Annotated in this window: 25 protein-coding genes; 6 read left to right on the plus strand and 19 right to left on the minus strand. The window is 72.4% G+C overall.

Annotated elements, in window-relative coordinates:
• Positions 1–172: 172 nt before the first annotated feature.
• The 17 genes from ACGFR7_RS17890 to ACGFR7_RS17970 all read right to left on the minus strand — a co-directional run bounded on the left by ACGFR7_RS17890 (position 173) and on the right by ACGFR7_RS17970 (position 13,821).
• Positions 173–712 carry a TetR/AcrR family transcriptional regulator gene (locus ACGFR7_RS17890; protein WP_393320171.1) on the minus strand — a complete coding sequence of 180 codons (540 nt, stop codon included), beginning with the start codon at positions 710–712 and terminating at the stop codon, positions 173–175.
• Between the two features lie 127 nt (positions 713–839).
• The gene (whiG, locus tag ACGFR7_RS17895) at positions 840–1,676 is read right to left on the minus strand and encodes an RNA polymerase sigma factor WhiG (RefSeq protein WP_393319653.1); all 837 of its coding nucleotides are present in this window, start codon (positions 1,674–1,676) and stop codon (positions 840–842) included.
• Positions 1,677–2,036: 360 nt separating this feature from the next.
• Positions 2,037–3,356 (minus strand): DNA-processing protein DprA, encoded by a 1,320-nt coding sequence (dprA, locus tag ACGFR7_RS17900; protein WP_393319656.1) that lies wholly within the window; start codon positions 3,354–3,356, stop codon positions 2,037–2,039.
• A 3-nt stretch (positions 3,357–3,359) separates the two neighbouring features.
• Positions 3,360–5,021 carry a YifB family Mg chelatase-like AAA ATPase gene (locus ACGFR7_RS17905; protein ID WP_393319659.1) on the minus strand — a complete coding sequence of 554 codons (1,662 nt, stop codon included), beginning with the start codon at positions 5,019–5,021 and terminating at the stop codon, positions 3,360–3,362.
• Entirely contained in the window at positions 5,021–5,401 is a 381-nt protein-coding gene (locus ACGFR7_RS17910) for a YraN family protein (protein ID WP_393320174.1), read from the minus strand. The genes ACGFR7_RS17905 and ACGFR7_RS17910 overlap by 1 nt, the downstream gene beginning before the upstream one ends.
• Positions 5,402–5,780: 379 nt before the next feature.
• Positions 5,781–6,089, minus strand: a complete 309-nt coding sequence (locus ACGFR7_RS17915; protein WP_003980220.1) for a DUF2469 domain-containing protein — start codon at positions 6,087–6,089, stop codon at positions 5,781–5,783.
• A gap of 38 nt (positions 6,090–6,127) precedes the next feature.
• Positions 6,128–6,688 carry an NUDIX hydrolase gene (locus ACGFR7_RS17920; RefSeq protein WP_393319662.1) on the minus strand — a complete coding sequence of 187 codons (561 nt, stop codon included), beginning with the start codon at positions 6,686–6,688 and terminating at the stop codon, positions 6,128–6,130.
• Entirely contained in the window at positions 6,681–7,409 is a 729-nt protein-coding gene (gene lepB / locus ACGFR7_RS17925) for a signal peptidase I (protein WP_393319665.1), read from the minus strand. The genes ACGFR7_RS17920 and lepB (ACGFR7_RS17925) overlap by 8 nt, the downstream gene beginning before the upstream one ends.
• A gap of 54 nt (positions 7,410–7,463) precedes the next feature.
• Positions 7,464–8,267 carry a signal peptidase I gene (gene lepB, locus ACGFR7_RS17930; protein WP_393319667.1) on the minus strand — a complete coding sequence of 268 codons (804 nt, stop codon included), beginning with the start codon at positions 8,265–8,267 and terminating at the stop codon, positions 7,464–7,466.
• A 109-nt stretch (positions 8,268–8,376) separates the two neighbouring features.
• Positions 8,377–9,531 (minus strand): signal peptidase I, encoded by a 1,155-nt coding sequence (gene lepB, locus ACGFR7_RS17935; RefSeq protein WP_393319670.1) that lies wholly within the window; start codon positions 9,529–9,531, stop codon positions 8,377–8,379.
• Positions 9,524–10,288 (minus strand): signal peptidase I, encoded by a 765-nt coding sequence (gene lepB / locus ACGFR7_RS17940; RefSeq protein ID WP_393319673.1) that lies wholly within the window; start codon positions 10,286–10,288, stop codon positions 9,524–9,526. Before lepB (ACGFR7_RS17940) ends, lepB (ACGFR7_RS17935) begins: the two co-directional genes overlap by 8 nt.
• 96 nt (positions 10,289–10,384) lie before the next feature.
• A complete protein-coding gene (gene rplS, locus ACGFR7_RS17945; protein WP_018087148.1) occupies positions 10,385–10,732 on the minus strand; it encodes a 50S ribosomal protein L19 in 348 nt (115 codons plus the stop codon).
• A gap of 133 nt (positions 10,733–10,865) precedes the next feature.
• Entirely contained in the window at positions 10,866–11,675 is an 810-nt protein-coding gene (trmD, locus tag ACGFR7_RS17950) for a tRNA (guanosine(37)-N1)-methyltransferase TrmD (protein ID WP_393319676.1), read from the minus strand.
• On the minus strand, positions 11,675–12,220 hold the full coding sequence (gene rimM / locus ACGFR7_RS17955) for a ribosome maturation factor RimM (RefSeq protein WP_393319679.1): 546 nt from the start codon (positions 12,218–12,220) through the stop codon (positions 11,675–11,677). The genes trmD and rimM overlap by 1 nt, the downstream gene beginning before the upstream one ends.
• A 171-nt stretch (positions 12,221–12,391) precedes the next feature.
• Positions 12,392–12,631 carry an RNA-binding protein gene (locus ACGFR7_RS17960; RefSeq protein ID WP_003980229.1) on the minus strand — a complete coding sequence of 80 codons (240 nt, stop codon included), beginning with the start codon at positions 12,629–12,631 and terminating at the stop codon, positions 12,392–12,394.
• Between the two features lie 2 nt (positions 12,632–12,633).
• Positions 12,634–13,074: a 30S ribosomal protein S16 gene (rpsP, locus tag ACGFR7_RS17965; RefSeq protein ID WP_030080385.1), complete on the minus strand. Its 441-nt coding sequence runs from the start codon at positions 13,072–13,074 to the stop codon at positions 12,634–12,636.
• A gap of 156 nt (positions 13,075–13,230) precedes the next feature.
• Positions 13,231–13,821 (minus strand): hypothetical protein, encoded by a 591-nt coding sequence (locus ACGFR7_RS17970; RefSeq protein WP_393319684.1) that lies wholly within the window; start codon positions 13,819–13,821, stop codon positions 13,231–13,233.
• Between the two features lie 545 nt (positions 13,822–14,366).
• Here ACGFR7_RS17970 and ACGFR7_RS17975 point away from each other — a divergent pair.
• From ACGFR7_RS17975 to ACGFR7_RS18000, 6 genes are all read left to right on the plus strand, one after another.
• Complete coding sequence (locus ACGFR7_RS17975; protein WP_393319687.1) at positions 14,367–15,230, plus strand: methyltransferase domain-containing protein; 864 nt, start codon at positions 14,367–14,369, stop codon at positions 15,228–15,230.
• Between the two features lie 99 nt (positions 15,231–15,329).
• Positions 15,330–16,301 (plus strand): GntR family transcriptional regulator YhfZ, encoded by a 972-nt coding sequence (gene yhfZ / locus ACGFR7_RS17980; protein WP_393319690.1) that lies wholly within the window; start codon positions 15,330–15,332, stop codon positions 16,299–16,301.
• Between the two features lie 96 nt (positions 16,302–16,397).
• The gene (locus ACGFR7_RS17985; RefSeq protein WP_393319693.1) at positions 16,398–16,802 is read left to right on the plus strand and encodes a transcriptional antiterminator; all 405 of its coding nucleotides are present in this window, start codon (positions 16,398–16,400) and stop codon (positions 16,800–16,802) included.
• Positions 16,799–17,158, plus strand: coding sequence for a DUF2620 family protein (locus tag ACGFR7_RS17990; protein WP_393319697.1), 360 nt, complete (start codon positions 16,799–16,801; stop codon positions 17,156–17,158). Before ACGFR7_RS17985 ends, ACGFR7_RS17990 begins: the two co-directional genes overlap by 4 nt.
• A gap of 3 nt (positions 17,159–17,161) precedes the next feature.
• A complete protein-coding gene (locus ACGFR7_RS17995; protein WP_393319699.1) occupies positions 17,162–18,610 on the plus strand; it encodes a YhfT family protein in 1,449 nt (482 codons plus the stop codon).
• A gap of 53 nt (positions 18,611–18,663) precedes the next feature.
• Positions 18,664–19,749 carry a phosphotriesterase gene (locus tag ACGFR7_RS18000; RefSeq protein ID WP_393319701.1) on the plus strand — a complete coding sequence of 362 codons (1,086 nt, stop codon included), beginning with the start codon at positions 18,664–18,666 and terminating at the stop codon, positions 19,747–19,749.
• Between the two features lie 147 nt (positions 19,750–19,896).
• Here ACGFR7_RS18000 and ffh read toward each other — a convergent pair whose 3' ends face one another.
• A complete protein-coding gene (gene ffh, locus ACGFR7_RS18005; protein WP_393319704.1) occupies positions 19,897–21,453 on the minus strand; it encodes a signal recognition particle protein in 1,557 nt (518 codons plus the stop codon).
• 117 nt (positions 21,454–21,570) lie between these two features.
• Positions 21,571–24,111, minus strand: coding sequence for a [protein-PII] uridylyltransferase (locus ACGFR7_RS18010; protein ID WP_393319706.1), 2,541 nt, complete (start codon positions 24,109–24,111; stop codon positions 21,571–21,573).
• Positions 24,112–24,272 lie beyond the last annotated feature (161 nt).

A 24,272-nucleotide genomic window follows, 5' to 3' on the forward strand; every position in this document is an offset into this window, starting at 1 on the left:
TGCGGGCTGCGGGCTGCGGGCTGCGGGCTGCGGGCTGCGGGCTGCGGGCTGCGGGCTGCGGGCTGCGGGCTGCGGGCTGCGGGCTGCGGGCTGCGGGCTGCGGGGCCAACGAGTGTGCTGGGGGTGGAGGTGGGGTGGGAGGGGGTGGGGGGGGCGGGGGGGGGAGGCCCCCTCAGCCGCGGACGCCGCGGAGGGCCATGGCGACCGCCGCCTCCGTGATCTCGTCCGGGTCTTCTGCGGCACCCAGTTCGATACGGCGGACCGCGGCGTCGACGACTCCTTGGAGGAGCATGGCCGCGAGGCGGGGCTGTGCATGCCCGAGGGCGGCAAGCGCCTCGATGATCATGGCGATCAGTCCGCCGTGGGCCGCGCGGATCTTCTCCCGTGCGCCGGCGTCCAGCTCACCTGCCGAGATGGCGACGACGGCGCGGTGGCGCCGGTCGCCGACCAGGGCGAGCTGCCGTCGCACATACGCCTCAACCTTCTCCTCGGGCGTGTCGACGCGCTCCATCGCCGCTTCCACCTCAGCGGCCCAGACCGGGAAGTCGACGGCGCACAGCTCTTCCACGACAGCGGCGCGCGAGCGGAAGTATTCATACACGGAAGAGCGCGCGAGGCCCGTGCGCTCGGCGAGGGCGGGGAAGGTCAGTGCTTCCGTTCCGCCTTCGGTCAGCAGGGTGCGGGCAGCGTCCAAGAGGGCGCCGCGCTGCATCGTCCGGTGCTCGGCCACAGAGGCCGCTCGAATCCTGGGCACCTCACCACTCTACGGATGGCACGCCCGGCATGGCACTCCGCATGGCGACACGGCGCGCGGAGAGCCCGGGCGTCCGGTGGGTGACTCAGCGTCCGACGTCGGCGAGCTTCGCTCTGAGCTGGAGTACGGACTTGGTGTGGATCTGGCTGACCCTGCTCTCCGTGACGCCGAGGACGTTGCCGATCTCGGCGAGCGTGAGCCCTTCGTAGTAATAGAGCGTGACCACGGTCTTCTCGCGCTCGGGGAGGGTGTTGATGGCGCGCGCGAGCAGTCGCCGCAGCTCGCGGTCCTCGGCGATCTCGACGGGGTTCTCGGCCGCCGTGTCCTCGAGGGTGTCCATCAGGCTCAGCCGTTCACCCCCCTCGCCACCGACGTGCAGGAGCTCTTCCAGGGCGACCACGTTCGCCAACGACAGCTGGCTGAACACACCGTGGAGTTCTTCCAGCGCGATGCCCATCTCCGCGGCGACCTCCGCCTCTGACGGGGTGCGGCGCAGCTGCGCTTCGAGGGTGGCGTAGGCCCGTTCGACGGCACGGGCTTTCTGTCGTACGGAGCGCGGAATCCAGTCCAGAGCGCGCAGCTCGTCGATCATTGCGCCGCGGATGCGGGTGATGGCGTAGGTCTCGAACTTGATGGCGCGTTCGGGTTCGAACTTCTCGATGGCGTCGATCAGTCCGAAGACTCCGGAAGAGACGAAGTCGGCCTGTTCGACGTTGGGGGGCAGGCCGACGCTGACGCGGCCGGCGACGTACTTGACCAGCGGCGAGTAGTGCAGGATCAGCTGTTCTCGCAGCCGCCCGTCGCCCGACGCCTTGTAGGAGCGCCACAACTCGTCGAGCGAGGTGGGCGGGGCGGGGCGCACGCTGCCGCGCGCGGCGGGTGGTACAGCCGCACGATCAGACCCGGAGGTGTGCTGGGGCATTCGTCGCCTTGAGCCGTTCTGCCGAGACGCGGGTGGATGGATGTATGAGGGTTGAATTGCCTGTGAGCGTAGCGTGACCGAAGCGTCGCGGTGCGCGAGGACGGCAGGTTCGGGCGTGCGCAGATACGTTCCGCTGCCCGCACCTCAGGGTTACCTCGTACGGCGTGGCGACACCCGGACAGGGAGCCGGACGCGAACCCCGGGAGGGCCGTGCGGACGGACGCGATGACACGGTGTGCAAGACCTCGCCCGTCCCCTGCGCCACATCGCCGTCTCCCCATGGATCGGACCGTGCCCCGAAGCACGGCAAACCTGGATTCTGCGGTCATTCCCCTCACCCTTTCACCCGTTCGCCCCAGGTCAAGGACCGCCTCGCCGGGAACCCTCGGTCCTCTCGGCGCGTCGCACCAACTCCCAGTGATCACCGCACCTTTGCACGAATCCGAGGGACAACAGCTCGAAGAGTTTGCGCTGCGTGACCTCTCGGGGCATGGCGGCTTCCTCCGCCAGACGGCCGGTGTCCGTGCTGCCGCGCGCGGGCAGCGCCTCCAGTACGCGGGTCGCGACGGGATCGAGGAGGTCGCGGATACGGGTCGGTCCCCGCTGCTCGGGAGCGAGGTCACCGATGCTGCCGACGAGTTCGATGACCTCGTCGGCGCCGGTGATCACCGCGGCCTCGCCGCGCAGGAGTTGATGCACCCCGGCGGACAGGCTGCTGGTGACCGGGCCCGGCATGCCCATCGTGAAGCGGCCGAGGGCCAGCGCTTGCCGGGCGGTGACCAGTGAGCCGCTGCGCACCTCTGCCTCCACGACGACGGTGCCTCTGGTGAGTGCGGCGATGACGCGGTTGCGCTGGATGAAGCGGCTGCGGGTGGGGTGGTCGCCGGGCGGTAACTCGGCGACCACCAGGCCCTGTTCGGCGATCCGGCCGATCAACTCGGAGTGGCCCCGCGGGTAGGCGTGGTCGACACCGCAGGCCATGACGGCGATGGTGGCGCCGTCCGCGGCCAGCGCGCCGCGATGAGCCGCGCCGTCGACCCCGTAGGCGGCTCCGGAGACAACGGCCCAGCCGCGGTCGGCGAGTCCGGCGCCGAGCGTCGCGGCGAGGTGCGCGCCGTAGTCGGTACAGGCCCGGGCGCCGACGACGGCGACCGAGCGCAGCGCCCACAGCCTGAGGTTGGCCGTCCCGCGCACCCACAGGCCGATGGGGCGGGCGTCCCCGAGGTCGTCGAGCTGGCCGGGCCATTCGTCGTCCCCGGGGCAGAGGAACCGGCCGCCTAGCTCGGTGATGGCGTCGAGGTCCGCGGTGGGGCGGGCCCTGGCGGCCCGTAGCCGCAGGCCCGCGATCTTGGCTGGTGTGGTGCCCGTGGGCGGGTCCGCCGCATCGTCGGAGAGGGCGTGCCAGAGGGCCACCGGGCCCATCTCGCGCATCCAGCGGCCGGCGGTTTCGTCACCCGGTTCGAGGATGCGGGTGAGGGCGGCGCGGGCGGTGCGCTGCGGTTCGTGCCCCTCACGGCGCGCGGACCGCCGGCCGGCTGCCACCGGCCGTGCAGGACGCGGTTCGGGCGTCGTGTGTGTGGCGGGGCCCGGCTCGGCGGTCGGGGCGGGCTCCTGGCTCCGGCCCGGCGTGGTGGTGACGGGTTCACCCGTGGCGAATCCCCATGCATCGGTGCTGGTCATCGCTCACACCTGTCCCTGCGGCTGTGTGGCGGCCGTCGTGGTCGTGCGCTTGCCCCCGCCCCCGCCCGCCAATGCCGGCGCGCCGCGGCGTACTCCCGTGCGCAGTTCCAGGGCCCAGTTGACGTCTTCGCCGGTGGGGCGGTCGCGGCCGGACAAGTCCGCGGCGGTCCAGGCGACGCGGAGGACTCGGTCGAGGCCGCGGGCAGTGAGCAGACCGCACTCGAGGTCACGTTCAACGGGGGCCAGGGCGCCCGGGTGGACCTGCCAGCGGGTGCGCAGCTCATGGCCGGGTACCTCGCTGTTGGTCCGCCACGGGGTGCCGGCGAGGCGGGCCGCGGCGCGCTCGCGGGCGGCTTGGACGCGTTCGGCGACGGTCGCGGTGGATTCGGCGCCGCGGCCGAGGGCGACCAGTTCGGAGCGGGCGACCGGTTGAACGGCGATCCGGAGGTCCACCCGGTCCATCAGGGGCCCGGAGAGCCGGGCTCGGTAGCGGCGGATGGACGACGGCCGGCATTCACAGCCGGCGCCGGGGGTGCCGTGCCGTCCGCAAGGGCAGGGGTTGGCGGCGAGGGCGAGGAGGAAGCGGGCGGGCATGCGCATCATGCCCGCCGCGCGGGCGACGACGACATGGCCGGATTCCAGTGGCTGGCGCAGCGCGTCCAAGACGCGTGGGCTGCATTCGGCGGCCTCGTCCACGAACAGCACGCCGTGATGGGCCAGGGATACGGCTCCGGGGCGCGGCAGTCCGGTGCCGCCGCCCACGAGGGACGCCATCGTCGCGGAGTGGTGCGGGGCGCAGTAGGGCGGCCGATGGAGGAGCGGCTGTCCCGGTGGGAGGGTGCCGGCCACCGAGTGGACGGCGGTGACCTCCAGGGATTCCTTGGGGGACAGTCGTGGCAGCAGCCCCGGGAGGCGTTCGGCGAGCATCGTTTTGCCGGCGCCGGGCGGGCCTTTGAAGAAGATGTGGTGGCGTCCGGCGGCGGCCACTTCCAGGGCGCGGCGGGCGCTGTGCTGGCCGGCGACGTCCGCGAGGTCGGGGGTGTGGTCACCGGTGGGCAGGCCCGCGCTGACGCCGGTGCCGGGCATCACCAGCCCGGCGAGCAGCGGGTCGGGGCGGCCTTCCTCGCGGGGATCTTCCTCGTCGGGTACCGGTTCGTCGGCGAGGACGGCGATGAGCTGGCGCAGGCTGCGAACGCCGAGGACGGAGACGCCGGGGACCAGCGAGGCCTCGGCCGCGGTCTGCTCCGGGACGACGACCTGGCGGTATCCGGCGTCGGCGGCGGCCAATACGGCGGGCAGCACTCCGCGTACGGGCCGGACCCGGCCGTCCAGGCCCAGTTCGCCGATCATCATCAGGTCGGTGAGTTCACGCGGGTCGAGGCGTTCGGCGGCGCCGAGGACCGCGCAGGCCACGGCCAGGTCGAAGCCGCTGCCGCCTTTGGGCACGGAGGCCGGGCTGAGGCCGACGGTGAGCTTTTTCTGCGGCCACTCGGTGCCGGAGTTCGTCACCGCGGCCCGCACTCGCTCGCGGGACTCGATGAGGCTCTTGTCGGGCAGCCCGACGAGGGTGAAGGCCGCGACGCCGGGTTCCAGGTCGGCCTGGACCTCGACGACGACGCCTTCGACGCCCACCAGCGCGACGGAGCAGGTCCGGGCGAATCCCATCAGGCCACCCCTCGGGCGTGCTGGACGACCGGGGCGCCGCGGGCGGGCAGGAGGACGCCGATCACATCGATCCGTACGCCTCCGGGCGGTGGGCCGCCGTGCCGCTCCAGCCAGCGTTCCGCCAGCAGGCGCAGCCGGGCGGTCTTCTCGGGGCGTACGGCCGCCATGGGGTGTTCGTACCAGCCGGCGCGGCGGGTTTTGACCTCGCAGACCACCAGGGCGTCGCCGTCGGCGGCAACGATGTCGATCTCTCCGTCGCGGCAGCGCCAGTTGCGGTCCAGGATGCGCATACCGGCCTCGATGAGCCTCCGGGCGGCCAGGTCCTCGCCATAGCGGCCGAGTGCGCGCCGTCGGGTGTCGGCCGGTTTGGCCGCTGTCAGGCCGGGCTTCGTTGATGTGGCCGCCCCCGGGCCGGGCGCCGGTGGCGTGGCGGCCGCCCGTTCGGCGGCCGGTGGCCCGGGGGCGGGCGGCTCGTTGGCCGGCCGCCTGCCCGCGGGTGGCCTGCGTTCCGCGGGCGGCGCTCCTGAGTGCGCCCTCCGCGCCGGCTGCGCGGTCTGTGCGTCGTTCTCGGCCCTGTGGCCGGCCTGCATGGCGTTCATGCGGTACCACCTCCGGCACCGACTGTGACGCTCCCGCCCCGACCTGTTGGATCTTGGTGGACAGTGAGCCGGTTGTGGATAACCCGCTCACCCGTCCGGGTGATGCCGGGCGGGTTCAGGCGGGGCCGGGAGCCCGCCCACTCCGCCGCTTCCGGCCGCCTCAGCTCCCCGGAAGATCCAGGTCGCTCTTGTTGAGCTCTTCGATGTTCACGTCCTTGAATGTGAGGACGCGCACCTGCTTGACGAAGCGGGCCGGGCGGTACATGTCCCAGACCCAGGCGTCAGCCATCGACACCTCGAAGAACACCTCCCCCTGAACCGAATGCACCTGCATCTCGTAATCATTGGTGAGGTAGAAACGCCGCTCGGTCTCGATCACATATTTGAACAGTCCGACGACGTCGCGGTACTCCCGGTAGAGCTTCAGCTCCATCTCGGTCTCGTACTTCTCGAGGTCCTCGGCGCTCATGGCAGATCCCCTTCAGCCGTGCGTCCCCCCATTGTGCGTCAGACCCGCTCGGTCTCCAGGAGCACCGGCGCATCGGGGGGCCCTTCGTCGAGCAGCGTGCGCAGCAGCTCGGCGAGTCTGGTTGGATACACCGTCTCATGCGAGGCGGACAGTTCCTCCGAAGTCCACCACCTCAGTCCCGAGACGCTGCGTCGCTCCAGGTCAGTCTGCCCGCCGGTGTCGGTGACAGTCCGGTCGGTTCTCCCCAGGTAATACCACTCGTCCTGCTCCCAGCGCCGTCCGTCGAACGGGAAGGCGCAGCGGCGCTTCCACAGGACGGGACCGAGGACGGCGTCGGTGATGCCGGTCTCCTCGGCAAGCTCGCGGCGGGCCGCCTCTTCACGGGTCTCCGTGCCTTCCAGGCCGCCGCCGGGGGTGAACCACCACCTGTCGGCGGGCCGGGCCGGTTCGAAGCCGTGGAGCAGCAGGATCCGGTCGTCGGGGTCGAGCAGCACGATGCGGGAGACCTGGCGCGCCAAGGGCGCATCCGGTACGTCACCGGCCCCCGCCCCCTGGGCCGCGGCCGCCCCCTCGCCGCCCCGTCGCGGTCCCTCAGGCACCCTTGCGCGCCCTGCGCCGGGCCAGGGGACCGTAGGCCGCACCGACGAGGATGAGGACCGCGCCGGCGACCACCGCGAGGGTGATGGGCCGCACCGGTCCGGGCTGCGAGGTGCCGCCGGGGAGAGCGGAGAAGGCCGCCGGACGCTGCATCACGCCGACGCTGCCGAACGGCCAGGCGCGCGCGTCGACCCGGGCATTGACGGCGCTGCGCGGTACGGAGCCGTGGTCGCCGTCGGTGAGGTGGACGCGGGAGTCGAGAGAGTCACTGCGGTGGTCACCGAGCAGGAAGAGCTGGCCGGTGGGGACCTTAGCCTTGAAGCCGATGGGTGAGGCGGGTCCGCTGCCTTGCAGATACGGTTCCTCGACGGGGGTTCCGTTGATGGTCAGCCGGCCCTTCTCGGTGCAGCAGGAGACCTTGTCACCGCCGATGCCGACGACGCGCTTGACCATCGGCTGGTCGCCCCAGGTGGAGTCCTTGAAGACGACGATGTCGCCGCGGCGTATCTCGGAGCCGTCGACCTTCTCCGCCAGGACCCGCGCCCCGACCGCGATCGTCGGCGTCATCGAGTCGGTCGGCACCGTATAGGGGCGGTAGATCAGCGCCGCCCATACGAAGCCGCCCAGGAACAGCACACAGCCGACGGCCACGGCCAGACCGGACAGCACACTGCCCGTCGTCCGGCCGCGGCCGTCGGTCCTGCGTTCCGTACTGCTGCTCATCCCAGCGCTCCCACCCCGCGGACCGCGCCCGCGTCGAAGATCCGGGACGGCACCTTACCTGGGGTTACGCGTTCCGGTCAGCCTCCGGCGACGCCAGATCACGATCGGCACCGCACCGGCCAGGCCGAGGGCCGCCGGCGTAGCCGCCATGGCCTTGTTGATTCCGGGCTGGTCGAAGGTGTCCGGCACGGGCAGCGTCGCCCAGCGGTTGATGGGCCAGGCAATGGTGAACGCCCGGCCGACGACCTCGTTCTCCGAGACCGTGCCGTTGCCCTTGAGGTTCTGGTGGTAGCGCGAGTCGAGGGAGTCGTCGCGATGGTCGCCCATCACCCAGATCCGGCCCTTGGGGACGTGGATCGGGCCGAACGCCCGGTCGCCGCAGGGCGTGGCCCCCGGGAAGACGTACGAGTCTTCGTCGAGCGCCTTGCCGTTGACCTTGACGGGGCCGGTGCCATGGCACTCGACGGTGTCGCCGCCGACCGCGATCACTCGCTTGATCAGGTCCTTCTCCTCTGCCGAGGGCATCAGGCCGATAAAGCTGAGGACCTTCTGGACGGGGTTGGGCTCAGGGGTCGGCGTCTCGTTCAGCCAGCCGCCCGGGTCGTGGAAGACGACGACCTCGCCGCGCTGCGGCTTGGAGCCGAACCACGGCGTCAGCTTGTCGACCAGGACCCGGTCCCCGCGCTGCAGGGTGTCCTGCATCGAGTCGGACGGGATCGAGAACGCCTGCACCAGGAATGTCTTGATCAGCAGCGCGAGGAGCAGCGCGATCCCGATGAGGATCGGCAGCTCCTTCCAGAAGGCACGCGGCTTCTTGGCCTTCTTCATGCCGCCGCTCGCCTCCTTGCCCGCTGACATGTCCAACGTGTCGGACGTGTCCGAAGGGTCCGCCGAGGGTGAACTCTGGGCCTGCGCCCCTGACCGAGTTGGTGACTGTTGCACGGAACTCGTCGCCGGCCGCGGGGTCTCACCACGTCCCGCCGGCTCTTCGGGCTCTTCGGTTCCGGACCGCGCGCCGACCGCCAAGTCCCCCACATCTGCTCCTCACTCCACGCACTCGCCTGCCCGTCAACCGGCGCAGGCCCACCACTCCCATAACGAGCGGGAGTTCCGCAGGGGTCGGGAGTACGGTCAAACTCTCAGGGGACAGCCTATGCGGAGCGCCTGCCGCGGACGCCTTGGCGCCCGGCGCGTCGTGCACGGTCGTGAAGGTGTCCGGCTCTTCCAGGCGCCGCCAGTGGCTGAACGGCCAGCCGATCACCACCGCCCGGCCCACGACGCCGTCCTCCGAGACCGTGCCACGGTACGGCTCGTCCAGGTGGAAGCGCGAATCCGCGGAGTTGGAACGGTGGTCGCCCATCACGAAGATCCGTCCGATGGGGACGTTCACCGTGAACTTCAGCGTGGAGGGCGGGTTGCCCGGATGGATGTACGGTTCGGTCAACGGGGTGCCGTTGACCGTGACCTTGCCCTGTTCGTCGCAGCATTTGACGGTGTCGCCGCCGACCGCCACGACGCGCTTGATCAGGTCCTGCTCGTCGGCCGACGGCAGCAGCCCGATGAAGGTCATGGCGTCCTTGACCGGCTGGAAGGCGCCGCCGTCGGCGGGGGGCTTGTTCTGTTCGCCCTTGAGCCAGCCCCCGGGGTCCTTGAAGACCACCACATCGCCGCGCGTCGGCTTGGAGCCGAACCACGGCGTCAGCTTGTCGACCAACACCCGGTCGCCGATCTTGATCGTCTGCTCCATGGAGCCGGACGGGATGACGAAGGCCTGGACGAGGAAGGTCTTCAGGACGAGGGCGATGGCCAGTGCCACGCCGACGAGGATGGGGATTTCCTTGAGGTAGGAACGTTGCCTGCGGCGTTTGATGCGCCGCGCCATACGCCGCCGCTCGGCCCGGCCACCGGTCCCGGTCCGTCCCGCCCGCCTGCCGGTCGCGGCGCCGCCCGCGCGGGAGCCGTCGCCCCCGCCGGTTTCCTGTGGGTCGCCGTACGCGCCGACGTCGCTGTACGGGGCGTCGGCGTCGCGCCCCGGCCCGCCGCGGCCCCGGGGCCTGCCGGCTCCCCTTCCGGGCCGGGCGGTGCCCTGGCCGCCGTGGCGGGGGCGTCCGCGGCTACCCATGGGGGCCTGCCGCGGCGGGTATCCGGTCGAAGGACCCTGGGTGCTCGAAGGTGCGCCAGCGGCTCGCCGGCCAGGTGATCAGGTCCGCGCGGCCGATGACCTTCTCCACCGGGACCGTGCCGCCGCCGGGGTCACCGAGGTGGTCGCGGGAGTCGCTGGATCTGGCGCGGTGGTCCCCCATGACCCACAACTTGCCCTCCGGCACCACGATGTCGAAATCCACCGAGGACGGCGCGTCCCCGGGGTGGAGATACGCCTCATTCACGGGCTCACCGTTCACTTCGATCCGCCCCCGTTCGTCGCAGCAGGTCACGTGGTCCCCGCCGATGCCGATCACACGCTTGACGTAGTCGGTCTCGGCAGGCCGGGCCAGGCCCAGCGCCGCGCCGGCTCCGCGCAGCAGTCCCGTGACGGGATTCTCCTCCTGCTCCCTGTGAACGAAGGATCCGGTGCCGTCGAAGACCACCACATCGCCCCGCGCCGGCTCACTGCCGAAACGGTACGCCAGCTTGTTGACCAGCACCCGGTCCCCGATCTGCAGGGTGTTCTCCATGGAGGAACTGGGAATCAGAAAGGGCTGCGCCACCAACGCACTGAGCAGCAGGACGAAGGCCAGGCAGAGCGCGAGCAGGGTGGCCGGCCGATGGCGCAGAGCGGCCGCACGGGCGAGCAAACGCGCGGAGCGCGACCCCTGCTCCGGCCCTTGTTCGGGGGCGGGAGAGGGGTCGCGCTCCGTGAGCTGTGCGTCGGTGTCCATCGGGCCATGAGCCTATCCGGCCGGATCCGGACCCCGTACGCGAGCGTGGGTTTGCGTTGCCCCGGCGCAAAAAATCGTGCTCCGGGACGGCCCGGCTCAGTTGTCGCGCTTCTCCTTGATCTTCGCGGCCTTGCCGCGGAGCTCACGCAGGAAGTACAGCTTGGCGCGACGGACGTCACCGCGGGTCACGACCTCGATCTTCTCGACGATCGGGGTGTGCACCGGGAAGGTGCGCTCGACGCCGACGGAGAAGCTGACCTTGCGGACCGTGAAGGTCTCGCGCACGCCGGCGCCCTGACGGCGGATGACAACGCCCTTGAACTGCTGCACACGGGAGCGGTTGCCCTCGATGACGCGGACGTGGACGTTGACGGTGTCACCCGGGCGGAAGGCCGGGATGTCGCTGCGCTTCGACGCGGCGTCGACGGAGTCGAGAAGGTGCATGACCTACTGCTTTCTTCGCTGATGCCACAGGTCATCAGCGGGATATCGGAAATGATGTGTCGGATGCCGCTGTGTCGGGCGGGCGTCGTTCCCCCTGTGGCAGGGGCGCGCACCGGACTCACACGGCAGCGGCCTATTCTTCCACGGCCCCGGTCGTCCGCCCAAATCGGCCGTCCTCGCCCGCTGACCAGCCCAGAGCGGCCAGGATCGCGCGGTCGTGCTTGTCGAACGCGGCGGGGTCGGCGCGTTCGATCAGATCGGGGCGGTTGCGGTCGGTGCGGCGGAAGGCCTCGTCACGGCGCCAGCGGGCGATCTTGCCGTGGTGGCCGCTGAGCAGCACCTCGGGGATACCGCGGCCGCGCCACTCGGGAGGCTTGGTGTAGACGGGGCCCTCCAGGAGGTCGGCCATCGCGCCGGGGGCGAAGGAGTCGTCCTGGTGGGAGGCGGCGTTGCCGAGGACGCCGGGCAGCAGCCGGGCCACCGCCTCGACCATGACCAGCACCGGTGCTTCTCCGCCGGCCAGGACGTAGTCACCGATGGAGACCTCGCGGACCTCGACGCGGTCGCCGTACTCCTCGATGACACGGCGGTCGATGCCCTCGTAGCGGGCCGGGGTGAACACCAGCCAGGGCTTGGCCGAGAGCTCGACGGCGAGCTGCTGGGTGAAGGGGGCACCGCTGGGGGTGGGGACGACGATCACCGGTGCGCCTTCACCGGACGCGAGGATCGCATCCAGCGCCTCGCCCCACGGCTCGGGCTTCATGACCATGCCGGGGCCGCCGCCGTAGGGGGTGTCGTCCACGGTGTTGTGCTTGTCGTGGGCCCATTCCCGCAGGTCGTGGATGCGCACATCGAGCTGTCCGCGGGCGCGGGCCTTGCCGACGAGGGAGACGTTCAGCGGTTCGAGGTACTCCGGGAAGATCGTGACGATATCGAGCCGCATCAGCTGTCTCCGCGGCTTCCGGCGATGTCCGCCTGGCTGTCGTCGAGGAGGCCGGGCGGCGGGTCGATGACCGCACGCTGCTCCTCCAGGTCGATCTCCGGCACGATCTCGGAGACGAACGGGACCAGCACCTCACTGCCGTCGGGCCGCTGGACGACCAGCAGGTCCTGGTAGGGCAGATGGGAGATCTCGGAGATCCGGCCGACGACGGTGCCGTCGCGGGTGACGACATCGAGGTCCATCAGCTGGTGGTCGTAGAACTCCTCGGGGTCCTCGGGGACTTCCTCGGGGTCGACCTCCGCGATCAGCAGCGTATTGCGCAGCGCCTCGGCGGCCGTACGGTCCGCGACGCCCTCGAAGCGCAGCAGCAGCCGGCCGCTGTGCACCCGGCCGGTCGCGATGGTCAGCGGTCCGACGGAGGACGGTTCGGTGGCGAGGACCGCGCCCGGGCCGAGCCGCAGTTCGGGCTCGTCGGTGCGCACCTCTACCGTGACCTCGCCCTTGATGCCGTGGGCGCGGCCGATCCGTGCCACTACCAACTGCACGCTGTTCTCTCCCGTTTTCTTGCGGCTGAACCGCCGCCGCTCTCGCGGAGGCGGCCGAGGACCGTCGCGGTTTGTCCATGGAGGGCGGTGAGGGTGGCTCCACCCTCACCAACGAACTCGGGCCGGGGACGGCCCGAGGGCCCTCCCCGGCCCGAGCCGGTGTTCAACTTGTCAGCGGACCTGGTCCACGTCGACGAGGTCGACGCGGATGCCCCGGCCGCCGATGGCGCCCACGACGGTCCGCAGGGCACGGGCGGTACGGCCGTTGCGGCCGATCACCTTGCCGAGGTCGTCGGGGTGAACCCGGACCTCCAGCACGCGCCCGCGGCGCAGGGTGCGCGAAGCAACCTGCACGTCGTCGGGGTTGTCGACGATGCCCTTGACGAGGTGCTCGAGGGCTTCCTCGAGCATGCTCAGGCCTCGGTCGACTCGGAGGTGGACTCGGCCGCAGCCTCGTCCGCCTTCTTGTCAGCCTTCTTCGCCTTCGGGGTGATGGCCTCACCCTTCGGCTCGTTGCCGGAGTCCTTGGCCGCGGCCTCGAAGAGGGCGCGCTTGTCGGCCTTCGGCTCGGCGACCTTCATCGGCGCCGGGGCCGGCAGGCCCTTGAACTTCTGCCAGTCGCCGGTGACCTTGAGAATGGCCATGACGGGCTCGGTCGGCTGCGCGCCGACACCCAGCCAGTACTGGACACGCTCGGAGTCGACCTCGATGCGCGAGGGGTTCTGCACCGGGTGGTACAGGCCGATCTCCTCGATGGCCCGGCCGTCACGGCGGGTACGGGAGTCGGCGATGACGATGCGGTAGTGAGGCGCGCGGATCTTGCCCAGACGCTTCAGCTTGATCTTGACTGCCACGGGAGTGGTGTCTCCTGGTCTTGACGTGGTGGGGCACAACGGGATGCCACGTGGGGTTGCGGTACTCGGGGTGCCCGATGGACGCGTCAGCCGGAGGAGAGAGGGGTCCTGTGCGACTGTCGAGTACAGCTAGCCATTGTGCCACACGCCCATGGGTCAGCCGACCGCGGCCACCTCGGGGATCCGGAAGGGCTTGCCGCAGCCGCCGCAGACGATCGGCGCCTGGGCCAGCACGGAGGGCACCACGCGGACGTTGCGCCCGCAGTCACAGACGGCCTTGACGCGGACACCCCCTCCGGAGGAGCCGTGCCGGGCGGCCGGTCCCCGGAAGCTGCGGGTGGTGTCGGTGGCGGTGGCGGCGGTGTGCGCCTTGAGGGCTCTGGCCAGTCGTTCGATGGTGGAGCGGTAGCGCCTTCTGGCTTCGGGGTTGAGCGTGACCAGGGAGAAGCCGCTGCTGGGGTGCGGCTCGTCGGCATGGTCCAGGCCCAACTCCTCGGCGATCGCCAGGAAGCGGCGGTTGTGGTAGCGGCCTGCGCGGGAGGTGTCGCGGATGCCGCGGGTGGCGGCGATGCCGTGGACTGCCTCATGGAGCAGCCGTTCGAAAGAGAGTTCGGCGCCGCAGGCGGACGAGGACTCTCCGATCAGGGACTCGGGCGCGGCCAGGTCCGGCAGCTCGGGGTGGTGCCGTTGAATATCGGCCCACGCGAGCGCCAGTTCGGCGGCGAGGACAGGCGGTGTCGTGCTCACGTCGTGACAACGAGCCGGGGACGCCCGGTGTTCCGATTCCGGGGCATCCCAAATAATTTGCACGTACCAGTCAGTTTACGGTCATGAGGCGTGCCGAGGGCGGGGTGCGCAGATCTGCGCAGAAGACACCCAGGGGACCTCAAGCCGGTACGTATCCGCGCGTACGCCGCATGGCGTAGCCGGTCGTATACCGGGGCAACGATCATCGCGGCGATGGTACGGGGCGTACCTGTGCCCGGCCGGCACCGGCTCGCAGCCCACCCTAGGGGCCGGTGGAGGCGGGTGGCCGGACGGCACCCGGGGCGTGGGGAGCTCCGGGCGGCCGGTGCTGCCGTGGCGGAACCGCGCCGGCCGGGGCACCCTGGAACGGCGCTCCAGGGAGCGGGCCCGGCGCACACGGGGGCGCGCGGGAGACAACCCCGGCGCACCCCCTGGACGCCCGGACGAATGCGCAGTTGTCTGGATCGCGGGGGCGCACAACGCGCGAACACGGGGGCGATCGGTACGGAACAGCTTCGGGTTCTCGGCGAATAGGGGCGCTATCGATGTCACCGACGCTCGTGCGGCACCAGCTTCCGCACTCCGGATCCATGCGCTGCGACGACCCTCCCGTTCCGGCCGGGTCACGGGCGCGCACCCGTGACTGGGCCGAGATCCAGGAGCGGATGCTGGTGCCGCTCTACGAAGCCGCGTACGACCGCCTGGGGGTCGGTCCCGGCACCCGCCTGCTGGGGCTGGGCTGCGGCTCAGGGCTGGCACTGCTGCTCGCGGCGGCGCGGGGCGCGCAGGTCAGCGGGGTGGATGCGGACGAGTCCCGGCTGGAGCTGGCGCGTGAACGGCTCACGCCGGACGGCATGCCGGAGCACACCCGGCTGGTCAGCGGCGGCCTGGAGGACGCGGCGCCCGGGGACGCCGCCTTCAATGTGGTCACGGCCTTCCATCCGGTGGGCTGTGTGAGCACGGTCGAGGGGCTGACGGCCTCGCTCACCGCGGCGGCGGGGCTGGCGGAGCGCGGCAGTGCGGTGGTGCTGGGCGGCTGGGGCCCGGTGGAGCGGTGTGCCACGGCCGGGGTGCTGCGGGTGGCGCAGCGGCCGGCCGGTTCGGCGGACGAGGACGGTTGCTCGGCCGGGTGGTGGCCCAGCGGCCGGGACGATCTGGAGGAGCTGGCGGAGCGGGCCGGGCTGCGGCCCGATGGCTCGGGCCGGGTGGCCTGCCCGTTCGGGTACGCCGATCTGGCGAGTGCGGTGCGGGGGCTGCTGTCGACGGGGCTGTTCGACACGGCGCTGGAGGCGGCAGAGCAGCGTCAGGTGGAGAAGGAGCTCGCGGAGGCACTGCATCCGCATCAGCGGGCGGACGGGACGGTGTGGATGCCGAATGTCTTCCGCTATCTGATCGCGCGGACGAGGTAGCGCGGGGCCGCGGGCCGGTGGCAGTGCCGGGGGCGGGCGCCGGGGCGGCCTTCCGGCGGGCGTTTGGCAGTATCCAGGATCCTGTTTACTGTCATTTGTGTGAACGGCATCCACGGCCCCGACGGCCTCGACGAGCGGCTCCTGACCCGCAACGGGCATGCGGCCCGGCAGTTGGCGGCTCTGCTGCTCCGGCAGGGGGCCGGCGGTGCGGGGGCGCGGCTGCCGCGGGTCCGCGACGTCGCCGAGCGGCTGGGCGTGGGCAACGGCACGGTGCAGGCCGCGCTCCGGCTCCTGGAGGAGGCGGGCGCGATCACGACCGTTGCCCGGGGCCACCTCGGCACCTTCCTCGTGGAGTCGGACCGGGCCGTCCTGTGGCGCCTGTCCGGCCTCGGCACGGTGCCGGCCGCGATGCCGCTGCCGCACTCCCGTCGTTTCGAAGGCCTCGCGACGGGGCTGCGGACCGCGTTCGAGGAAGCCGGCGCACCGTTCGCGATCACCTTCCTGCGGGGTGCGGCCGCCCGGGTCGCGGCGGTGGCCGAGGGCAGGGCCGCGCTGGCGGTGCTGTCCCGTTTCGCCGCCGACCAACTGCTCGGGCAGCAGCCCCTCGAACTGATCGCGGACCTGGGACCGGGCACCTACGCCGGCGAACACGGCCTGTTGCTGCGGCCCGGGGTCACGCTCAACTCCCCCGGCCTGCGGGTCGTCGTCGACGCGGCCTCGGAGGATCAGCGGACGCTCACCGAACGGCTCTTTGCGCACCGCCCGGACGTGGAACGGGTGCCGTGCCGCTCCCTGCAGCCGTGGGAGGAGCTGGCGCGGGGCCGGGCCGATGCGGCGGTGTGGAACCTCGACGAGGTGCCGGGACACCCGGTCGCCCAGCTGCAGGTGCTGCCGCTGGGCGACGAGCTCACCCGCGATCTGGCGGTGCGCCATGCGAGTGCCGCGCTGATAGCCCGTACCGGCGGGGCGGCGGCCGCGGCGCCGGCGGCCCTACGGGGTGCGGTGGAGTTGTCCACGGTCACGGCCGTGCAGGGCGAGGTGCTGCGGGGCGAGCGCGTTCCGGCGTACTGAACCGATGCCGCTGGCGCCGGCAAAAAGTGACGGCACATCAGGGGGCAAAATCCAGAATCCTGGTTACTGTTGCCTTCGAGGGAAGGACGGCCGCCCATGGAATCCCGTCTCGCCCGGCGCATCCGGCTCTTCTGCGACAGCGGGCAGGTGCGGCCGGAGGTCGCCGCGTTCGTGACGGCAGAGCTGGAGGCCATGGCCGCCGAGGGACGGCCGGTCACCGAGGACAGCGCGGGGATGCTGGCCGGCCATCTGCTGATGGCACTGACCCGGCTGCTGGACGGGGAGAGCGTCGATTCACTCCCCGCGGATGCGGCGGTGGCGGAAGAACTCGCCGACCGCCCGGAGGCGCTGGCGCGGGCCCGCGCCGTCGCCGTACGGGCCCACAGCGAGCTGGGCGCGCTGCTCCCCGGCTCGGAGGTCAACTTCCTGGCGCTGCATCTGGCCGTATGGCACGGGGGCCCGGCGGTGCCCGTGGCCCGACCGCGAAGGGATACTCCATGACCAAGATCCTCACCGGGGGCCTCGGCAAATCCGAGGTCGCCGGCCAGGTGACCGGCCTCGGGCTGCCGGACGTCGAGATCGCCGTCAGCAACGACATGGACGCGGCGGTGCAGCTGCGCGCCGGGCAGGCGGACTACTTCCTCGGCACCTGCCACACCGGGGCCGGGGCCTCGCTCGGTGTACTGGTCGGGCTGCTGGGCGCGGCCGCCTGCCACACCTTCGGGCGGTCGGTGCCCACCGCGGAGCAGATCGAGGCCCTGCTCGACGAGGGGAAGAAGGTGTTCGGCTACGCCGTCGACCGGATGGACGCGGTCACCCCGGTGCTCGCCCGCGCCATCGCCGCCCGTACGGCCTGATCCGTGGGCAGCCTCCCCGCCGCCGCGCCGCCGGGCCCGGCCGCCGCGGCCGGTGCCCTCGACTTCTCCACGGCCGGGCAGCTGACCGTCATCGGGGTGTGCGCGCTGACCGCGTACCTGGCGCATCTGGCACTGGCGGTGTTCAACGACGGCGTACGGCCGTTCCTGCTGGACTTCCTCCAGGGGCGGACCACCCGCAGCGCGACCGGTGCGGTCTCCTTCGGCCTGTCGGCCGGCTTCATCTTCGGCCTGGGCGCGCCCATGGCGCTGTCATCGGGTGTGCTCAACCCCTGGCTGGTGTTCCTGCCGACCGATCTGCTGGGCCTCCTCGCGCCGAGGAAGTGGCTCGCGCCGGTGCTGGGCGGCGCCTGGGGCGCCGTGGTGGTGTTCGGGCTCAAGGGCGCCAACGAGGTGGCGCACGAGCTGCCGGTCGATTTTCTGACGGCCATGCAGCGGATGGCGACCCCGATCCTGTTCCTGTTCACGCTGTTCCCGGTGCTGGCGATCAGCAAGCAGTTCGGCAGGCTGCCGGGCGCGGTGGCGGGCGTGGTGGAGTTCGCTCTCGTCGTCGTCACGATGAAGCTGTGGCCGAAGGTGTTCGCCGGGGCGCCGGCGATGGCCGCCGGGGTGCTGCTGCTGATCGGCTTCGCGGTCGCCAGGGATCTACGGCAGCGGCGCAGGGAGCGGGTCCAGGCAGCGGACGAGCGGGCGGAGACGGCGCCCCGGCGGGCGGAGGCGGCCGACGGGCGAGCGGGAGCGGCGGAGGGCCGGGCGAAAGCGGCGGACGAGCGGCCCGCCGGGCCGGACGAGGACCCCATGGTGTCGCTGTTCAGCGCGAGCGCGGCCCGACTGCGCCGCCATCTGCCGCTGTTCATGGCGCTGGGCGCCGGGGTGTGCCTGCTGGCGCAGCTGCACATATTCGGCGGCGGGGAGGCGGCGAGCTTCCTGATCGCCAAGGGGCGCACCGCCGAGGCGGCGCAGGTCGACTTCTACCGCGCCTTCGGATTCCTGCCGCTGATCGCCACCACCGCGCTGGCCTCCGGTGCGTACGGCATCGCGGGCTTCACGTTCGTCTACCCGCTCGGCTATCTGCTGCCGAGCCCGTGGTGGGCGCTGGTGTGCGGGGCGCTGGTCTTCGCCGCCGAGGTGCTGGCGCTCAGCGGGATCGGCCGGGTGCTGGGCGGGCTGCCGTCGGTGCGCGACTCCTCCGAGCAGCTGCGCGGCGCGATCGGCGCGACGCTGCAACTGGCGCTTCTCTTCGGCTCGTTGCTGGCCGCCCAGGCGATGGGCGGCGGGCTGGGCATCCTGCTCGTCGGCGGGCTGTACCTGCTGAACGAGGCGATGGGGCGGGTGGTGGTCCGCACCGCCGCGGGGCCCGCCGCGGTCGTCGTCGGCGGCGTCCTGCTCAACGTCCTGTACTGGCTGGACCTGTTCACCCCTCTCACCTCCTGACGGGGCTCGCTCCCGGACGGGTTCGGCCGCGCCGGGCGGCCGGGAAGGCGCTGATGAACGATCTGCTGCAAACCGTCTCGGGCACCCTGCCCGCTTCCGCCGTGCGCGGGCCGGTGCTCGCCCATGAGCATCTGGCGCTCGATCTGACCCGGGGCGCCGACAGCGCGGCGACCCTGACCCCCGGGCACCGCGCCGCGATCACCGAGGAACTGGCGTCGCTGCGCGCCCAGTTCGGGCTCGGTCTGCTCGTCGAACTCACCTGCCGGGGCATGGGGCGCGATGTGGCCGCGATGGCCCGGATCGCCGCGGATTCGGGGGTGGCGGTCATCGCGGCGACCGGCTGGTATTACGAGCCGTTCCATCCCGCGGAGCTGAGCCGCACCAGCGCCGAGCGGCTGGCCGGCACGCTGGTCGGGGAGATCGAGCGCGGCTGCGGCGGCTCCGGGATCCGTCCCGGGGTGATCGGCGAGGTCGGCAGCCACGGCGACGTGCCGAGCGAGCCGGAGGCGCGGACGCTGACCGCGGCGGCGCTCGCCGCCACGGCGACCGGGCTGTCGGTGGCCACCCATGCCCAGTTCGGCCGCGGCGGGCTCGCCCAGCTGGAGCTGCTGACGGCGGCCGGGCTGCCGCCGCACCGGGTCAGCATCGGCCATCAGGACCTGCTCGACGATCCGGCGGTGCACCGGGAACTGGCGGCGGCCGGTGCGTACATCGCGTTCGACACCGTCGGCAAGGAGAGCTACCGGAGCGACCGGGTGCGGCTGCGGCTGCTGCTGGCGCTCCTGGAGTCGGGTCACGCCGACCGGGTGCTGCTGAGCTGCGACGTCTCCCGCCACGGCTACCTGCTCAGCGAGGGCGGGATGGGCTACGGGCACCTGTTCCGGTCCTTCCTGCCGCGGCTGCGGGCGGCAGGCGTGGACGAGGAACTGATCGACCGGCTGACGCGGCGCAATCCGCTGCGGTTTCTCACGGGGCGGGACGGGGCGGACGACGACGGGCCGGCGGCTCCGGGCGGAGGCGGGGCGGCCGACGGCCGGGCGGACGACGGCCCGGAGGGCGGTGCAGGGCCGGAGGGCGGTGCAGGGCCGGAGGGCGGTGCAGGGCCGGAGGGCGGTGCCGGGCCGGTCCGGCGGCGATGAGGCAGGGGCGCGGGGCCGGTGCCCGCCCCGCGTCCGCCCCCTGTCCGACCCGTGCCCGCCGGACACGGCAGAGCCCCCGACCGCCCATAGGAGGCCGGGGGCTCGTCAGCCGAAGCCGCGCGAGGGCGCGGGAGGGGCGCGGGAGGGTCAGCCCATGAACTTCTTGAACTCCTCGGGGAGTTCGAAGTCCTGCGGGTCCTGGCCGCCCTGCGGCAGGCCCAGCGGGTTGCCGGACTGGGCGGCCTCCCGGCGCGCCGCCGCGGCCTCCTCCTCGGCCTTGCGCTTCATCGGGTTACCGCTCTTGCGCTTGCCCTTGGCCTGCTTGACCTGCTTCTTCTTGCGGGCTCCACCGCCCATGCCAGGCATCCCCGGCATGCCGGGCATCCCGGGCATGCCGCCGCCCTGGGCCATCTTGGACATCATCTTGCGGGCGTCGAAGAACCGCTCGACCAGTCCCTTGACCGCGCTGACGTCGACACCGGAACCCTTGGCGATACGGGCCCGGCGCGAGCCGTTGATGATCGTCGGCTCCTGGCGCTCGGCCGGGGTCATCGACTTGATGATGGCGGCCGTGCGGTCGACCTCGCGCTCGTCGAGGTTGTTGATCTGGTCCTTCATCTGGCCCATGCCGGGCAGCATGCCGAGCAGCTTGGAGATGGAGCCCATCTTGCGGACCTGCTCCATCTGGGCCAGGAAGTCGTCGAGGGTGAACTCCTTGGGGCCCTTCGCCAGCTTGGCCGCCATCTTCTCGGCCTCGGCCTGGCTGAAGGTCTGCTCGGCCTTCTCGATCAGGCTGAGCATGTCGCCCATGCCGAGGATGCGGGACGCCATGCGGTCCGGGTGGAACGCGTCGAAGTCGTCCAGCTTCTCGCCGTTGGAGGCGAACATGATCTGCTTGCCGGTGACGTGCGCGACGGACAGCGCGGCACCACCGCGGGCGTCACCGTCGAGCTTGGAGAGCACCACGCCGTCGAAGCCGACACCGTCACGGAACGCCTCGGCGGTGTTGACCGCGTCCTGACCGATCATCGCGTCGACAACGAACAGGACCTCGTCGGGGCTGACCGCGTCGCGGATGTCCGCGGCCTGCTGCATCAGTTCCTGGTCGATGCCCAGACGGCCGGCGGTGTCGACGATGACGACGTCGTGCTGCTTGGTGCGCGCGTACTCGATCGAGTCCTTGGCCACCTGGACCGGGTCGCCGACACCGTTGCCCGGCTGGGGGCCGTAGAAGGCGACCTCCGCGCGCTCCGAGACGACCTGGAGCTGGTTGACGGCGTTGGGGCGCTGGAGGTCACAGGCGACCAGCAGCGGGGCGTGCCCCTGCGTCTTGAGCCAGCGGCCGAGTTTTCCGGCGAGGGTGGTCTTACCGGCACCCTGCAGACCGGCCAGCATGATCACGGTCGGGGGCGTCTTGGCGAGCCGCAGCCGGCGGGTCTCGCCGCCGAGGATGCCGATGAGCTCCTCGTTGACGATCTTGATGACCTGCTGGGCGGGGTTCAGCGCCTGGGAGACCTCGGAGCCGGTGGCACGCTCCTTGACCTGCTTGATGAAGGCGCGGACGACGGGGAGGGCCACATCGGCTTCGAGCAGCGCGATACGGATCTCGCGCGCCGTGGCGTCGATGTCCGCCTCGCTCAGGCGGCCCTTGCCCCGGAGGTTTTTGAAAGTACTCGCCAAGCGGTCGGAAAGCGTATCGAACACGGCGGTCGTCGATCCTCGGGGTCGGGGGCGGGGTTCAGTCGGGTTCCAGGGTATCGGGCTGCGCAAGCGAACCGGTCCTGCCCCGCTCCCCGCCGCTCCTGCCCCGCGCCCCGGCCGCTACTGCAGAGCGCGCTCCACGGCCGCCGCCACCTCATGGGCCGTGCCGTCGGACAGGGGCTCCCCGTCCGCCCCCGTGACATAGAACGCATCCACCGCGTTCGCGCCCAGGGTGCTGATGTGGGCGCTGCGCACGGCGACGCCGGCCTTCTCCAGGGCGCGGCCGATGCGGTGCAGCAGACCGTGTGCGTCCTGGGCGCGGACCTCGATGACGGTCGCGGTGCGGGAGCTGCCGGTGACCACGGTGACCCGCGGCGGCGGGGCGAGCACGGCTCGGGCCCGGCGGGCGTAGGCGCGTTCGCGCTCGGCGAGGCGGGCGGGGATGTCGAGGGAGCCGTCCAGGGCGCGGGCCAGGTCGGCGCGCAGCCGGTCGGCGCGCGGCAGCGAGCCGTATTCGGCGGCCACCCGCCAGCGCAGCAGCAGGACCGGGCCGTCGTCGACGGGGTCGAGCAGCAGCAGGTCGGCGGCGCGGACGGTGAGCCGGTGCAGGGCCAGCACGCCTGCCGCGGCGGGCAGGACGCCCGGCGTGCCCGCCGGGCTCGTCGAGGGGCGGCGGCCGGGTGACCGGTGGGCGGGTACGGCGATGAGCAGTTCCACACCGACCGGCTCCCGGTCGGGCGGCGCGGACCCGTCCCCGGTTCCGGTGGCGGGTTCGGAGCGGGCGTGCAACGTCAGGACCGGGCCTCCGGTGCGCCGGGCCTCGATCGCCAGCCGCTCCTGCTCCGCGGTCGGCTCGTCGGCGTCGCGTACCTCCGTACGGGGCTCACCGGCGAGCCGCGCGGTGACCCGTTTGACCAGGTCGGCGACGAGTCCACCGCGCCAGGCACTCCAGGCGGCGGGCCCGGTGGCCAGGGCATCGGCCTCGGTCAGGGCGTGCAGCAGCTCCAGGGTGCCGGTGCTGCCGACCGCCTCGGCGACCGCGCCCACGGTCGCCGGATCGTCCAGATCGCGCCGGGTGGCGGTCTCGACGAGCAGCAGGTGGTGCCGTACGAGGGTGGCGATCACCGCGGTGTCGCGGGCACCGAAGCCGAGCCGGGCCGCCACGTCGCGGGCGATGGTCTCACCGGCCACCGAGTGGTCACCGGGCCAGCCCTTGCCGATGTCGTGCAGCAGGGCGGCGATCAGCAGCAGGTCGGGGCGGTGCACCCGGCGGGTCAGGGCCGAGGCGCGGACCGCGGTCTCGATGAGGTGGCGGTCCACGGTCCAGGTGTGGACGGGGTTGCGCTGGGGGCGGCAGCGGACGCGTTCCCAGTCGGGCAGCAGCCGGGTGACGATGCCCTCGGCCTCCAGCGCCTCCCATACGGGGACGGTGTGGCTGCCCGCGCCCAGCAGCGTCACCAGCTGTTCGCGGGCCTCGGCGGGCCACGGCACGGGCAGCGGCCGGGTGGCGGTGGCCGCGCTGCACCGGCGGATCGAGTGGGTGGCCAGCGGCAGCCCGGCCTGGGCGGCGGCGGCCGCGGCGCGCAGGACCAGCACCGGGTCCCGTTCGGGGCGTGCGGTACGGGCCAGCACCGCCTCGCCGTCGAGTTCGACGACGCCTTCGGCGAGCGGTGAGCGCTCGCCCTTGCCTGCTGCACGGCCGTGCAGCAGGCCGCGCAGCATGGGCTTGACGGAGCGGGCGCGCAGCACCCGGCCGACCTCCCGCCAGGTGACATCGGCGGCGTAGGAGATGGTGCGGGCGGATTCGTAGGTCTGCCGCAGCAGGGCGTCCGCGTCGAGCATGCCGAGGGCGCCGGCGACCTGGTCCTGTTCCTGGAGGGAGAGCCGGTCGGTGGCGCGGCCGGTCGTCAGATGGAGCGCGTCGCGGGTGTCCAGCAGACGGGTGCGGGCGGCTTCCAGACCGCCGCGCGGGGCGTCGGCGAGCCAGGAGGCGGCGACCGCACGCAGCGCGGTGGCGTCCCGCAGCCCGCCCCTGGCCTCCTTGAGGTCGGGTTCGAGCAGGTACTGGAGTTCGCCCTGCCGCTCGGCGCGCTCCTGGCACAGGTCATGGAGTTCCGGGAGCCGTTTGGGGGCGCTCTCCCGCCAGTCGGCGTAGGCGGAGGTGCGCAGCGCGCCGGTCAGTTCCGTGTCGCCGGCCAGGTGGCGGGCGTCGAGCAGGCCCAGCTGCACCTTCAGGTCGTCGCGGGCCGCTTTACGGGCCTCGGCGGGGGTGCGTACGGAGTGGTCGAGGGCCAGGCCGAGGTCCCAGACGGGGTACCAGAGGCGGTCGGCGAGCGCGGCGAGGTCGCCGGGGGCGGCGCGGCCGTCGTGCAGCAGGAGCAGGTCGAGATCGCTGCGCGGGGAGAGTTCGCCGCGGCCGTAGCCGCCGACGGCGACCAGGGCGGTCCCGGACAGGCCGGCTTCGGTGGCGTGCCGGTGCAGCAGGCCGGCCAGCCAGTCGTCGGTCAGCCGGGCGAGGGCGGCGCGGCGGTCGGGTCCGATGGCCGCCTCGTCCTGGAGGAGCCGCAGCCGGGCCGCCGGGTAGCCGCCGTCGGGCGCGGGCTTCCGCGCCGGACCCGGTGTTCCGTCCGGTCCTGCCGTTTCCTCGACGCTCTCCGTCACCTCGCGCGCTCCTCGGTCGTCTGGTCCCCCGCGGTCACGTCTTCCCCGTACGGCCCTGGGGCACCTTCAGTCTGGGCCGCCGCGGGCCGGGCTGCCATCCGCCGCCGGGCATCCGCCCCGGCACGGCGGCGGGTGCCGCCGGTGCCGGAGCCGCGCCACTG

Origin of the sequence: Streptomyces sp. NPDC048516 (genome assembly GCF_043199875.1) — a bacterium.
GTDB lineage: Bacteria > Actinomycetota > Actinomycetes > Streptomycetales > Streptomycetaceae > Streptomyces.